This is a genomic window from Empedobacter sp. GD03739 (assembly GCF_029843245.1).
GTDB classification, from domain to species: domain Bacteria; phylum Bacteroidota; class Bacteroidia; order Flavobacteriales; family Weeksellaceae; genus Empedobacter; species Empedobacter falsenii_B.
Genome location: NZ_JAOCHX010000067.1, coordinates 1 through 12,014 on the forward strand (window position 1 = coordinate 1; position 12,014 = coordinate 12,014).

The following is a 12,014-nucleotide window of genomic DNA, read 5'->3' on the forward strand; positions in this document are numbered from 1 at the left end:
TTTTTTATTTCATTACTCCTAATTGTATTAAGATTTTTTCTTCGTACGGATCGATTGTAAATTGTTCAAATTTCACAAAATCTTTTCCATTTTTTAAGTAACCTAATTGATAATTTTGACGAATAACAGCTTGATTCTCGAAACTTTCTAAAATTGGTAATTCAGAAATTGGACCTAAAATTTGTTCGTTTTTGGTTGAAATTAAACCAAAATGCATCAAATAATTCTCTTTTGATAAGAAATATGGAAAATAAGCTAATATATCTGGACGCTCAATTTTTAGTGAAGTAGCTTCTCCAAAAGTGGCAAAATTTTGATCGACTGGCGTTAAATATTCGTATTGATAATCTATAATTAACTGATTGTTTTTATCAATCATTCCCCATTTTCCATCTTTTTCAACTCCAGCTAAACCAGCTCTAAAATCTGTACAACCATCATATTCGAATGGGATCACAACTTGATTTAATAAATCAATAAAACCCCATTTTCCATCTTTTTTTACAGCACAAATATTTTCAATAAAATCACTTGTTAAATCATATTCGAACGGAATCAAAATTTGGTTAGATTTTGTTATAATTCCCCACTTATTATCTTTTTGTGCGCTGTAGGCATTAACAGTTGTAAGTACAAGTTTTTGATATTCGAACGGAATAATTACATTTCCTTCTTTATCTATTAAACCAAATTGATTATCAATAGATATTGGTGCCAAATTATTGCGATCGAAAACAGTTAAATCTTCAAATGTTGTTGTTTCTTTGTGAACAAAATTGTCAAACTGGTCTGTATCTTTTGGTGATATTTTAGTCATAATTCTATAATTCGACGTAAAATTAATTAATCAAAAATTAATAGTTTGTATATAAATTTTAAAATATCCAATTTTAAACACTTTTTGTAAATTAAATTCTTTATTTTTGTGAGAAAGCTTAAAGTATAACCTATGAATTTTTTTACTAAACTATTTTTAACCACAACTGTTATGGCGAGTAGTTTTGTTGCTGCTCAACAAGATAGTATAAACATTACTAATTTACCAACTACAATTAATAAAGACTATTCTTTTCAAGGAGTATGGAAAATTTCGAATGATGGAAATACATCTAACTATAAAATATCTGGAGGAAAATTGACAAATTATTCAAACAAAACAAGTCAGACTTTATTTCTTGATTTATATTTTGCTCCATCAAAAACATCTGTAGATTTATATAATTTACCGAATAAAATCAATACAAACGCACAATTAGGGCAGTTAGAAGGAAATGGAACAAGTTTCAATAACGTTATTGTTACTTTTAAAGCTTCAGATCTTCAAACATTAGCACAAGGAGATTATACACCAATTTTGTTATTGAAAGAAAAAGAATCAGGTTCTATTTTGAATTATAAAGTTTTGAGTAATAAAATTTCTTTAGAATCTAATAATATTTTAATTGATAAAGTTGTAAAGAATGTAGAATTACCTCAAGTTACAGATGCTAATACTTTAGCTTCTACAAAGAATATAGACGCTACTTTATCAGATATATATACACCTGTAGAAAGTTCTTTGAATATAGCGAATGTAAATAAAAAACTAAAATTAGTTGGAGGTTGGAAGTTAGAAATTGATTTCAATTCGTTGATGGTTACAATTGGTGGAGTTGATAATTCTATACAGAATTTAGATTATAAACCTACAAATGACTTAAAGTTAATGGTATATTTTTCAAACCAAAATATAACAGGAGTTAAAGAAATAGACGGATTTGAACTTCTAAATCTAGATGTTTCACCAATTTCTGCTTTTACTAAAATTGAAAAGCTAAATTTTACTACAAATATCACAAAATTGGTTCCCGCAGGTGAATATTATCCTATTTTAGTATTAACTGAAAAAAATGAGGAAGGAAAATATGTGATGAAATCAACGTTAAGTTTAGGTGAAAAATATATTTGGCAGTAAAATCTAAATAATATAAAAATAAAAAAGCAACGATTATTTCGTTGCTTTTTTTGTTAAATACTGTTCAAATTTCAATCCTTTTATGTTATAAGGATCAAATCCTTTGTATAAATCTTCTAATAATTGCATTACTTGAAAATAAGTAAATAATACTGAATATGAAGCTTGTTCTTGGTAAACAGGGATTTCTACTAAAAATAAAAATCGATCATATTTCGAAATCTGAACAGTATTCCCATCTTGATTCATCAAACCAATATAACTTCCGTCATAATCAGGTAGGTTATGAAAAATCTCAATAGCTTGTGATAAACTACCTTCTAAAGGTAATTCAGTTTCGACCTGTAAGTCGTCAGCGTAATTTTCAAAGAATATTTTCACAGTGCAAAAGTAAGAAATTTTAATCTATTTTAAGGAATTCCTTTTTTTTCGGGTTATAATTATTAAATTAGCATTCAAATTATGGAAAAAATGAGTTACGACATTATAGTTATTGGAAGTGGTCCTGGAGGATACGTTGCAGCAATTAGAGCAGCACAATTAGGTAAAAAAGTAGCAATCGTAGAAAAAGCTGAATTAGGTGGAATCTGCCTTAACTGGGGATGTATTCCTACAAAAGCTTTATTAAAATCTGCTCAAGTATTCAAATACTTAAATCATGCAGAAGATTTTGGAATTAACTTACCTTCAGATATTTCATTCGAATTTGGAAATGTAGTTTCTCGTAGTAGAGGAGTGGCGGATCGTATGAGTAAAGGTGTTCAATTCTTGATGAAGAAGAACAAAATTGAAGTGATTCAAGGTGAAGCAAAAGTTTTACCAGGAAAAAAAGTAAAAGTTACTGCAGCAGATGGTTCTGTTAGCGAATTATCTTCAGAAAATATAATTATTGCAACTGGTGCACGTTCTCGTGAATTACCTGCATTACCACAAGATGGTAAAAAAGTAATTGGTTACCGTGGTGCATTAGCAATGGAAAAACAACCAAAATCAATGATTGTTGTAGGTTCTGGTGCGATTGGAGTTGAGTTTGCTCATTTCTACAATACATTAGGAACAGAAGTTACAATTGTAGAGTTTTTACCACGCATTGTAAATGTTGAAGATGAAGATATTTCTAAACAATTGCAATTATCTCTTAAAAAATCTGGAATCAATATCTTAACAAATGCAGAAGTTACAGGAGTTGATACAACTGGAGATTTAGTAAAAGCAACAATTAATACTGCTAAAGGTGAAGAAATTATCGAAGCTGAAGTTGTTTTATCTGCTGTTGGTGTTGTTCCAAATACAGAAAATATCGGTCTTGAAGAAGTTGGTATTGCAACTGAAAGAGGTAAAATTGTTATCAATGATTTTTGTGAAACATCTGTAAAAGGATATTACGCAATTGGTGATGTTGTAAAAGGAGCAGATTTAGCACACTTAGCATCTGCACAAGGTATTTTATGTGTTGAGCATATTGCTGGTGAAAAAGTTGAGCCAATCGACTACGGAAATATCCCAGGTTGTACATATTGTTCACCAGAAATTGCGTCTGTTGGGCTTACAGAAGCAAAAGCAAAAGAGGCAGGTTACGAAGTGAAAGTTGGTAAATTCCCATTCTCTGCAAACGGAAAAGCTGTTGCAAATGGAGCTGCTGATGGATTCGTAAAAGTTGTTTTTGATGCGAAATACGGTGAATGGTTAGGATGTCATATGATTGGTGATGGAGTAACTGAAATGATTGCTGAGGCAGTTGTTGCACGTAAATTAGAGACTACAGCTCATGAAATTATGAAATCTGTACACGCTCACCCGACAATGGCAGAAGCTATTATGGAAGCGGTAGAAGATGCATATGGACATGCAATTCATATCTAAGAAATAAAATTAAAATTTATAGTTGAAGCAGCCTTTTGGCTGCTTTTTTATTTTACCAAATCGTTAATTTTTTGCGTTATGTATATTGAATTTGTTTTTTAACTATCTTTATAATAATAATTTAAAAACAGATATAATATGAAAAAATTTTATTCTTTAGTAGTAATTACTGCATTATCTTCTTTATCATTTGGACAAGTTGTGATTAGTCAAGTTTATGGTGGAGGAGGAAATTCGGGCGCAAAATATACGCATGATTTTATTGAGTTGTTTAATAGAGGCTCTTAAGCTGTTACATTAAAAGGTCATTCACTTCAATATGCTTCTGCTACAGGTAATGTTAGTGCAGCTAATACACAAGTATTAGCAGATATTACAATTCAGCCAGGTAAATATTATTTAATTCAACAAGCTAAAGGTAATAGTGGAACAGATGCATTGCCAACTCCAGACCAAATTCCTGCTACAGCTCTTGCATTAGGAGCCATGAACGGTAAAGTAGCACTTGTATCTAATGTTGATCCAATAACTGATGTAACAGATAAAGATATCGTTGATTTTGTAGGTTTTGGAACGTCTAATGAATATGAAGGATCTGGTCCTACTGCGGCTTTATCTAATACTGATTCTGCTCAAAGAAAGTTAAAAGGATGTCAAGATACAAATGATAATAAGAATGATTTTGACGTAGCTGCTGCTGCTCCTAGAAATGGACAAACGGCTGCAAATGTTTGTACAAATTTGAGTACAGATAATTTAACATTAACTAAAGCAGTTTCTAATACATTATGGACAAATACAGCTTCTTTCAATGCAAAAGATAAAACAACTGTAGAAGTTTATAATATTAACGGACAATTGGTAAAATCTTTCGAAGTTAAAGGTGTTCAAAATGTAGACGTTTCTTCATTAGTTAAAGGAACTTATGTGGTTAAAACAACTTCTAACGGAAAATCTTCTACTCAAAAAGTAGTAAAAAAATAAGAAAGAATATATTCTTAATCTAACAAAAAAGCGATTCAGTTTACTGAATCGCTTTTATTTATTCTTTTAATTTCTGAATCTTAAAACCTGCATCTGTCACGGCTTCCACAACCTCTTCTTCATCTTCGGTTGTTGTCACAGTCAGTACTTTTCGTTCATCAGAAGTATCAACTTTCCAATTGTCTTCACCAACAGCTTCGTCCAAAAAAGGTTTTACAGATTTGATACAGCTGTCACAATTTATATTTGTTTTGAATTTCAATTCGCTCATAACTTTACAATTTAGACTCAAATTTATAAAGATTTCATAAGATTAAAAAAACGTTTAAGTAATATTTGATTTCGAAATTTAAATAAAAATCAATGAAGCGTAATCTTGATGTTGTTGTTATTTCGGATGTGCATTTAGGAACTTTTGGTTGCAAAGCACAAGAGCTGTTAGCTTATCTACAGTCAATCAATCCAAAAAAAATTATTCTCAATGGTGATATTGTGGATATTTGGAATTTTAAGAAAAGTTATTTCCCAGAAACGCATCTTCAAATTATTAGTTATTTGTTAAATCTTTCAGAACAAGGAATTCCAATCGTTTATATAACAGGAAATCATGACGAATTGTTACGTAAATTTACCACAATGCGTTTTGGAAATATTCTTTTAACGGATAAATATATGTTGAAACAAAATGATAAAGTCGCTTGGATTTTTCATGGAGATGTGTTTGATGCATCGATTCAACATTCGAAATGGATTGCGAAATTAGGTGGTTGGGGTTATGATAAATTAATTCAGTTGAATTATTTTATCAATAAATGTTTAGAGTTTTTTGGAAGAGAACGTTATTCGTTATCTCAAAAGATTAAAAATTCAGTGAAAAAAGCGGTGAAGCATATCAATGATTTTGAACAAACTGCTGCCGAATTAGCGATCGAAAATGAATATGATTATGTAGTTTGTGGACATATTCATCAACCACAATTGCGAAAAGTAAAAACGGATAAAGGAATTTGTGTTTATATGAATTCGGGGGATTGGATTGAGAATTTATCTGCTTTAGAATGTGTAGACGGAAATTGGTCAGTGTTTTATTTTGAAGAACATAAACATACTTTGATGCAAAATTTAGAAGAAATCGAGTTCAATTATTCGTTAGATGAACTGATTGTTTCAATTCTCAATAAAAAATAAATGAAAATTTTATACGCTTTGCAAGGAACAGGAAATGGACATTTGGCTCGTGCGCAAAAAATGTTACCAATCCTTGAAGAATATGGAGATTTGAATGTTTTTGTGAGTGGTTCTAATTCACAATTACAACTCGAAAATTATCAATTCAAACATCACAATGGATTGTCATTATTTTATAATCAGATGGGAAAAGTTTCGTATAAACGAATTTTTAAGGAGAATAGTTTTAAATCTTTTTGGAATGAAGTGAATCATTTTCCAATTGAAAAATATGATTTGATTATTAATGATTTTGAGCCAATTACGGCACATGCAGCTCGAAAGAAAAAGATAAATATTGTTGGATTAAGTCATCAAGCTTCATTTTTATTTGATGAAACACCAACAGTGAAAAATAAAACGGGCGAAACGATTTTAAAATATTATGCACCGACTTCTAAACATTACGGTTTTCATTTCGAAGAATATAATGATGCTATTTTTTTACCAATCATTCGAGATAAAATTAGAGCATTGCGTCCAAAACGAAAAGATTACTATTTGGTGTATTTACCAAGTTTTCATCCAACAGAAATTATGGAGAAATTATCACTGATTAAAGATTCAAAATGGAAAGTTTTTTCACCTTTTGTGAAAGAAGTAATACGTCAATTTAATGTTGAAATTTATCCTATTGATGAACGTCTTTTTATAAAAGCGCTCGAAAATTGTAAAGGAGTTTTGTGCGGTGCTGGTTTCGAATTGCCTGCCGAAAGTATTTATCTTAAAAAGAAGCTTTTTGTGATTCCGATTAAAGGTCAATACGAACAATTATGTAATTGCGAAGCTTTAAAAATGATTGGCGTTGATTATTCATATGATTTGAATGTAGCACAATTGCAACGTTGGGTGGATTCGAATAAAATTATTGAGAAAGATTTCCCAGATCAAACCGAAGAAATCATTCAGAAAGTAATTTTAGAAGCATCCCATTAATTATTTTTCCAGAAAGCAGGCGTAAATAAAATTAAGATTGTATAAAGCTCTAATCGTCCCAAAACCATTAAAAAACAACATAATAATTTTGCACTATCCGTTAAAGAATTCATTGAAGTACCCGGACCAAATTCGCCAATTCCCGGACCTACGTTTCCTAAAGTGGAAGCAGTTAATGTTAAAGAGGCCAAAATATCTTGGAAACTCATTGTTATACCATAATTCAAAAGCGCAAACAAAATAGAACTCACAATCCATGTAAACATAAACATGACAAAGAATGCCATAACGTGGAAAACAATAGATTGGTTAAGCGAACGATTGTTATAACGAACAGGAATAATTGCGTTTGGGTGTAAAATACGCTTAAATTCGATCCAACTATTTTTTAATAAAATGACGTGTCTAATAACTGTAATTCCTCCAGATGTAGAACCTGCCGAACCTCCGATGAAGAACAAAGAGAAGAAAATAAGTGTGGTTACGGTTAACCAACTTGTGTAATCTTCCATTGCCAAAGCTGTTGTAGATGCGATAGATACAACGTGGAATAATGAACTTCTGAATGAATGTTCGAAATTAAACCACGAATAGGTTTCGACGGAATAACTAGGGTAAATATTGAAAAATAATACAACAAAAACGATAAATGTAACGACAGCAAGTAAACCAACCCACCAACGGAATTCTTCATTTTTCCATACTTTTTTGAATTGTCCTTTAATCAATAAATAAATCAATGCGAAGTTTGTTCCGCCCAAAAACATCATCACGATTAATACATATTGAATAAAAATATTGTTATTCCAATACATCAAACCTTCATTCTTAGTAGAAAAACCTGCCGTTGCAATCACACTCATCGAATGATTTGCAGCATCAAATAAATTCATTCCACCAAAATAAAGCAACATCGCAAAAAAAGCAGTTAAGCCTAAATAAACTAACCAAAGGTTTTTTGCTGTTTCTGTAATTCGAGGGTGAATTTTATCCGTATAAATTCCAGGCGCTTCTGCCATAAAAAGCTGTCGACCACCAATTCCAAGAAACGGTAAAATCGCAATCGTCAAAACGATAATCCCCATACCACCAATCCAATTGGTTGTACTTCGCCAAAATAATATACTTTTTGGGAGACTTTCTACATCATCATAAATTGATGTCCCAGTCGCTGTATAACCAGAAACGGTTTCGTAAATAATGTTGACAAAACTAAAATTTTCATTGATGATATGATCGTTTGGTAGAAATATTAACGAGGTAACATAGGGTAAACACCCCGAAAGAATCAAGAAAAGCCATCCGACACAAACCACGATATAACCTTCGCGTTTGTTGATGTGTTTTCTTCTGTCACGCGTAAAATACATCATTGCAGCTCCCGACAATCCCACTAAACTCCCCGAAACTAAAAAAGGGTAGAGTAGATGATCATTAAAATAAATGCTGACACATGTTGCAATAAACATAAAGAGCGCATTTAATAGTAATAAAACACCCGAAAGATTCAGGATTACTTTGATGTTAAGTGATTTCATTATTTAAAATATTTGGTCACTTTTGGAATTAAATTCGCTTGACTAAAAACAACGACGTGATCTTTTGGTTCGATAATGAAATCTTTTGTTGGAATAAATCCATCATTTCTGCGAACAATTCCAGCAATAATAGCACCTTCTTTAAACGGAAAATCGCTTACTTTTTTGAATGCGATTTCAGAATTTTCGTGAATACGGAATTCTAAAACTTCAGCATCTAAATCAGAAATTCCTGTTACATCCATCACAGAACCTTGTCGAATATAACGGAAAATACTATCTGCGGTTAAGAGTTTTTTATTGATAAAAGCGTTAATTCCAACTTCTTGACTAAGATGTATATAGTCGATATTTTCGACCAAAGCAATTGTTTTTTTAACGCCTTTTGATTTTGCCAAAAGACATGACATAATATTCGTTTCCGAACTTCCTGTCACAGCGATAAAAGCATCCGAATCAGAAATACCTTCTTCCAATAACAATTCTCCATCTCGACCATCACCATTGATAATCAAAATGTTATTTAAATCACCAGCTAAATCAAAAGCTTTGTTTCTGTTGATTTCTAATAACTTAACGTTGTGTTTGTTGTCTTTTAAAAGTTTGGCAACTTTGACACCAATACTTCCTCCTCCCAAAACAATTACATTTTTGAAATATTCTTGTTTCTTTCCAAGGATTTTATAAACTTCTAAAATTCCAGCTTTTTTGACAATAAAATAAACGTGATCATCTATTCTAAATTCAGTTTCAGCTTCAGGAATAATGGTTTGATACTCGCCACGTTCGTTGCTACGAATTATTGCAATTGGCATCAAAAGATTGTCTTCGCCACCTTTCGTCGTCAAATACATGTCTTTGTACTGCTTGTCCAAAATTTTACAATCCGCATCCAAAACAGTTCCAACCATAAAAAGTTGACCATTTGCAAACGGATGCATCGCATTGAAAGCAGATTGTTGAACAAGAGAATAAATCTCATCAGCCGCTAATTTCTCAGGGCTAATTAATGCATCAATTCCCATTCCTTGAACCCAAAATTGATTTTCTTTGTAAAGAAATTCAGGATTCGAAATTCGAGCTAATGTGCGTTTTGCCCCTAAATCTTTCGCAATCGAAGCACTTGTAAGGTTTGTGTTTTGAAGATGAGTGACCGATATAAAAATATCTGTATCATCAATTCCAACTTCTCGCAAAGCCTTGAAAGAAGTAATATCACCACGATAAGCCATTACATCTAACGAGTTTTCGATCATCAACAATTTGTCCTTGTCCATGTCCATGATGACGATGTCGTTCATTTCATTAGAAAGTAATTTAGCCAAATGAAAACCAACTTCTCCAGCACCTCCGATTAATATTTTCATGAAAGAAATTTAGGATAAAACTATTTTGACGTTTCTTTTTGTCCCATTAACATTAGAAACGATTTCAAGAATTCGTCTATATCACCGTTCATTACAGCATCTACATTACCTGTTTCAGTTCCTGTTCTGACGTCTTTTACCAATTTGTATGGATGCATCACATAATTACGAATTTGAGAACCCCATTCGATTTTCATCTTATTTGCTTCAATCTCATTACGTGCGGCCATTTTTTTCTCTAACTCAATCTTATACAATTCAGATTTTAACATCTCCATTGCACGCTCACGATTGGCTAATTGAGAACGTTCAACCTGACAAACAACCACAATTCCAGTTGGTTTGTGCGTTAACTGAACTTTTGTTTCAACCTTATTTACATTTTGTCCTCCAGCTCCTCCAGAACGAGACGTTTGTAATTCGATATCGGCAGGACTAATTTCAATCTCGATTGTATCATCCACAATTGGCGAAACATAAACCGAAACGAAACTTGTGTGACGCTTTGCATTACTATCAAAAGGCGAAATACGCACCAAACGATGTACACCATTTTCTCCTTTCAGATAACCGAAAGCAAACTCGCCATCCACTTCTAATGTTACCGTTTTTACACCCGCAACATCACCCGCTTGATAGTTTAATTCTTTTACTTTATATCCATGTTTTTCGGCCCACATCAAATACATACGCATCAACATAGAAGCCCAATCACAAGATTCTGTACCTCCAGCTCCCGCAGTAATTTGAAGAATTGCACCAAGATTATCTCCTTCTTCTGAAAGCATATTCTTGAATTCTATATCTTCTAAAAGCTTGGCAACAACATTATATTGTTCCATAACTTCTTCGTCACTAACTTCACCTTCGCGGTTAAATTCTACTAAAACTTCGACATCATTTACTGCATTTGCAATCGTTTGGTATTCATCGATCCATTTCTTTTTACCACGCAAAACTTTCATAAAAGCTTCGGCTTCTTTCGGGTTGTTCCAAAATTCAGGTGAAGCAGCATGCTCTTCTTCATTTTGAACTTCGATTTCTTTTTGTTCGATTTCCAAATATTCGTGCAAATCTTGTGTACGTTTTTGGATGTCTTTTAGTAATTCGTTGTTAAACATAATTGCAAATGTATAAAAATAGGGGATTTTATGAACACGAGGTTAAGCATTAATCACTTTATCATCTTTTCCGTTCCAAGAAAGAATTTTATAAGTAAAACCGTCTTCCGTTTTAATTTCTTGGTCTTTCAGCATCAAAAAAGTATCGTCCCAATCACCATCATCATAACTAATTACCCAGAATAATTGGTTGAACAACAAACCTTCCAAAATATACAAAAGTTCCTCAACAGAATCTACTTCGTAAGTTGTAAAAGGAAAAGAAGATTTGATCCAAATCTTATCATCATCCGAAGTCTGAATATAAAGATCACCAAAAGTCGATTTGTATTCATTCTCGATATGGAATTCTAATAATTCGGTATCTTTTTTGTGAAGCCCTGTAAAATCTGGAATTGCTTCAATGATTTGATTGTATATTTTGATTGAAAAATCGTTCATCTTTCTAAAATTAGCTTGCAAAAATAAACGATATTATCTAATTCTGACACGATATTTATGTTCAATAAATCGAAAAAAGTTAAATAATTTGTATTCAAAATCATAACCATAGTCAACAGAAGGATCTAAATCTATACTTACTGCATACAAATCTGGATTATATGTCATTGGTTGCATATGTCGTTGATTCCAAATCATTACATATTGGCGATTTTTTTGTTCGTAATATTCTTTTGAATAATATTCTTTGGGTAATGCAGTTGTTTTTAAATAAATATCATATTGAGGATCAAATACAACAATATCATAATCGCCATCTTCATTCGGCTCGAATTTTAATGAATTCTCATCTTTATTCGGCACTGAATTTTGTGTGGATTGATTGGTTGTACAAGCAAAAAATAGGAGAGAAACGCTGAAGAATAAAAATAGCTTTTTCATAATTTTTTAATTTGATTAAATATATTGAAAAATAACGATATTAAGTGTTTATATCTACATTTACACTTATATTCTAATAATTTAGAATTACATGAATAGTAGTTCTGAAATATAAATGTTTATTTCATATTATTTATATATA

14 protein-coding genes are annotated in these 12,014 nt (G+C 31.6%); 6 read left to right on the forward strand and 8 right to left on the reverse strand.

Annotated features, from left to right (window positions below; genetic code table 11):
• Positions 1–4: 4 nt before the first annotated feature.
• The gene (locus tag N5E64_RS14675) at positions 5–817 is read right to left on the reverse strand and encodes a WG repeat-containing protein (RefSeq protein WP_280038149.1); all 813 of its coding nucleotides are present in this window, start codon (positions 815–817) and stop codon (positions 5–7) included.
• Positions 818–949: 132 nt separating this feature from the next.
• Between N5E64_RS14675 and N5E64_RS14680 the strand changes: the two genes are divergently transcribed.
• A complete protein-coding gene (locus N5E64_RS14680; protein ID WP_280038150.1) occupies positions 950–1,954 on the forward strand; it encodes a hypothetical protein in 1,005 nt (334 codons plus the stop codon).
• Positions 1,955–1,987: 33 nt separating this feature from the next.
• Here N5E64_RS14680 and N5E64_RS14685 read toward each other — a convergent pair whose 3' ends face one another.
• Complete coding sequence (locus N5E64_RS14685; protein ID WP_219033995.1) at positions 1,988–2,335, reverse strand: hypothetical protein; 348 nt, start codon at positions 2,333–2,335, stop codon at positions 1,988–1,990.
• Between the two features lie 90 nt (positions 2,336–2,425).
• Here N5E64_RS14685 and lpdA point away from each other — a divergent pair, with 90 nt between their 5' ends.
• The 3 genes from lpdA (at position 2,426) to N5E64_RS14700 (ending at position 4,801) form a co-directional block, all read left to right on the forward strand.
• Positions 2,426–3,817 carry a dihydrolipoyl dehydrogenase gene (gene lpdA / locus N5E64_RS14690; RefSeq protein ID WP_125350435.1) on the forward strand — a complete coding sequence of 464 codons (1,392 nt, stop codon included), beginning with the start codon at positions 2,426–2,428 and terminating at the stop codon, positions 3,815–3,817.
• Between the two features lie 138 nt (positions 3,818–3,955).
• Positions 3,956–4,105: a hypothetical protein gene (locus tag N5E64_RS14695; protein WP_280038151.1), complete on the forward strand. Its 150-nt coding sequence runs from the start codon at positions 3,956–3,958 to the stop codon at positions 4,103–4,105.
• Positions 4,106–4,255: 150 nt separating this feature from the next.
• Positions 4,256–4,801 (forward strand): T9SS type A sorting domain-containing protein, encoded by a 546-nt coding sequence (locus N5E64_RS14700; RefSeq protein ID WP_280038152.1) that lies wholly within the window; start codon positions 4,256–4,258, stop codon positions 4,799–4,801.
• A 58-nt stretch (positions 4,802–4,859) separates the two neighbouring features.
• On the opposite strand, the gene N5E64_RS14705 is transcribed toward N5E64_RS14700, so the two are convergent.
• Complete coding sequence (locus N5E64_RS14705; RefSeq protein ID WP_115000930.1) at positions 4,860–5,072, reverse strand: hypothetical protein; 213 nt, start codon at positions 5,070–5,072, stop codon at positions 4,860–4,862.
• Positions 5,073–5,164: 92 nt separating this feature from the next.
• Here N5E64_RS14705 and N5E64_RS14710 point away from each other — a divergent pair, with 92 nt between their 5' ends.
• Together N5E64_RS14710 and N5E64_RS14715 are read left to right on the forward strand one after the other, a co-directional pair.
• Positions 5,165–5,989, forward strand: a complete 825-nt coding sequence (locus N5E64_RS14710) for a UDP-2,3-diacylglucosamine diphosphatase (protein ID WP_038335849.1) — start codon at positions 5,165–5,167, stop codon at positions 5,987–5,989.
• A complete protein-coding gene (locus tag N5E64_RS14715) occupies positions 5,990–6,964 on the forward strand; it encodes a glycosyltransferase family protein (RefSeq protein ID WP_280038153.1) in 975 nt (324 codons plus the stop codon).
• Here N5E64_RS14715 and N5E64_RS14720 read toward each other — a convergent pair.
• The 5 genes from N5E64_RS14720 to N5E64_RS14740 are packed head-to-tail and all read right to left on the reverse strand — an operon-like array spanning position 6,961 to position 11,872.
• A complete protein-coding gene (locus tag N5E64_RS14720; protein WP_180906655.1) occupies positions 6,961–8,502 on the reverse strand; it encodes a TrkH family potassium uptake protein in 1,542 nt (513 codons plus the stop codon). The genes N5E64_RS14715 and N5E64_RS14720 overlap by 4 nt on opposite strands.
• Positions 8,502–9,869 carry a Trk system potassium transporter TrkA gene (trkA, locus tag N5E64_RS14725; protein WP_280038155.1) on the reverse strand — a complete coding sequence of 456 codons (1,368 nt, stop codon included), beginning with the start codon at positions 9,867–9,869 and terminating at the stop codon, positions 8,502–8,504. Before trkA ends, N5E64_RS14720 begins: the two co-directional genes overlap by 1 nt.
• A gap of 20 nt (positions 9,870–9,889) precedes the next feature.
• Positions 9,890–10,990, reverse strand: a complete 1,101-nt coding sequence (gene prfB / locus N5E64_RS14730) for a peptide chain release factor 2 (RefSeq protein WP_125350433.1) — start codon at positions 10,988–10,990, stop codon at positions 9,890–9,892.
• A 42-nt stretch (positions 10,991–11,032) separates the two neighbouring features.
• The gene (locus N5E64_RS14735; RefSeq protein WP_038335837.1) at positions 11,033–11,431 is read right to left on the reverse strand and encodes a hypothetical protein; all 399 of its coding nucleotides are present in this window, start codon (positions 11,429–11,431) and stop codon (positions 11,033–11,035) included.
• 33 nt (positions 11,432–11,464) lie between these two features.
• Positions 11,465–11,872, reverse strand: a complete 408-nt coding sequence (locus N5E64_RS14740; RefSeq protein WP_038335835.1) for a DUF6146 family protein — start codon at positions 11,870–11,872, stop codon at positions 11,465–11,467.
• Positions 11,873–12,014: the final 142 nt, after the last annotated feature.

What these genes read in the sequence shown, in the direction of transcription:
- N5E64_RS14675 (WP_280038149.1), bottom strand. Translation starts at nt 817, where the DNA reads ATGACTAAAATATCACCAAAAGATACAGACCAGTTTGACAATTTTGTT.
- N5E64_RS14680 (WP_280038150.1), top strand. Translation starts at nt 950, where the DNA reads ATGAATTTTTTTACTAAACTATTTTTAACCACAACTGTTATGGCGAGT.
- lpdA (WP_125350435.1), top strand. Translation starts at nt 2,426, where the DNA reads ATGAGTTACGACATTATAGTTATTGGAAGTGGTCCTGGAGGATACGTT.
- N5E64_RS14695 (WP_280038151.1), top strand. Translation starts at nt 3,956, where the DNA reads ATGAAAAAATTTTATTCTTTAGTAGTAATTACTGCATTATCTTCTTTA.
- N5E64_RS14705 (WP_115000930.1), bottom strand. Translation starts at nt 5,072, where the DNA reads ATGAGCGAATTGAAATTCAAAACAAATATAAATTGTGACAGCTGTATC.
- N5E64_RS14710 (WP_038335849.1), top strand. Translation starts at nt 5,165, where the DNA reads ATGAAGCGTAATCTTGATGTTGTTGTTATTTCGGATGTGCATTTAGGA.
- N5E64_RS14715 (WP_280038153.1), top strand. Translation starts at nt 5,990, where the DNA reads ATGAAAATTTTATACGCTTTGCAAGGAACAGGAAATGGACATTTGGCT.
- N5E64_RS14720 (WP_180906655.1), bottom strand. Translation starts at nt 8,502, where the DNA reads ATGAAATCACTTAACATCAAAGTAATCCTGAATCTTTCGGGTGTTTTA.
- trkA (WP_280038155.1), bottom strand. Translation starts at nt 9,869, where the DNA reads ATGAAAATATTAATCGGAGGTGCTGGAGAAGTTGGTTTTCATTTGGCT.
- prfB (WP_125350433.1), bottom strand. Translation starts at nt 10,990, where the DNA reads ATGTTTAACAACGAATTACTAAAAGACATCCAAAAACGTACACAAGAT.
- N5E64_RS14735 (WP_038335837.1), bottom strand. Translation starts at nt 11,431, where the DNA reads ATGAACGATTTTTCAATCAAAATATACAATCAAATCATTGAAGCAATT.
- N5E64_RS14740 (WP_038335835.1), bottom strand. Translation starts at nt 11,872, where the DNA reads ATGAAAAAGCTATTTTTATTCTTCAGCGTTTCTCTCCTATTTTTTGCT.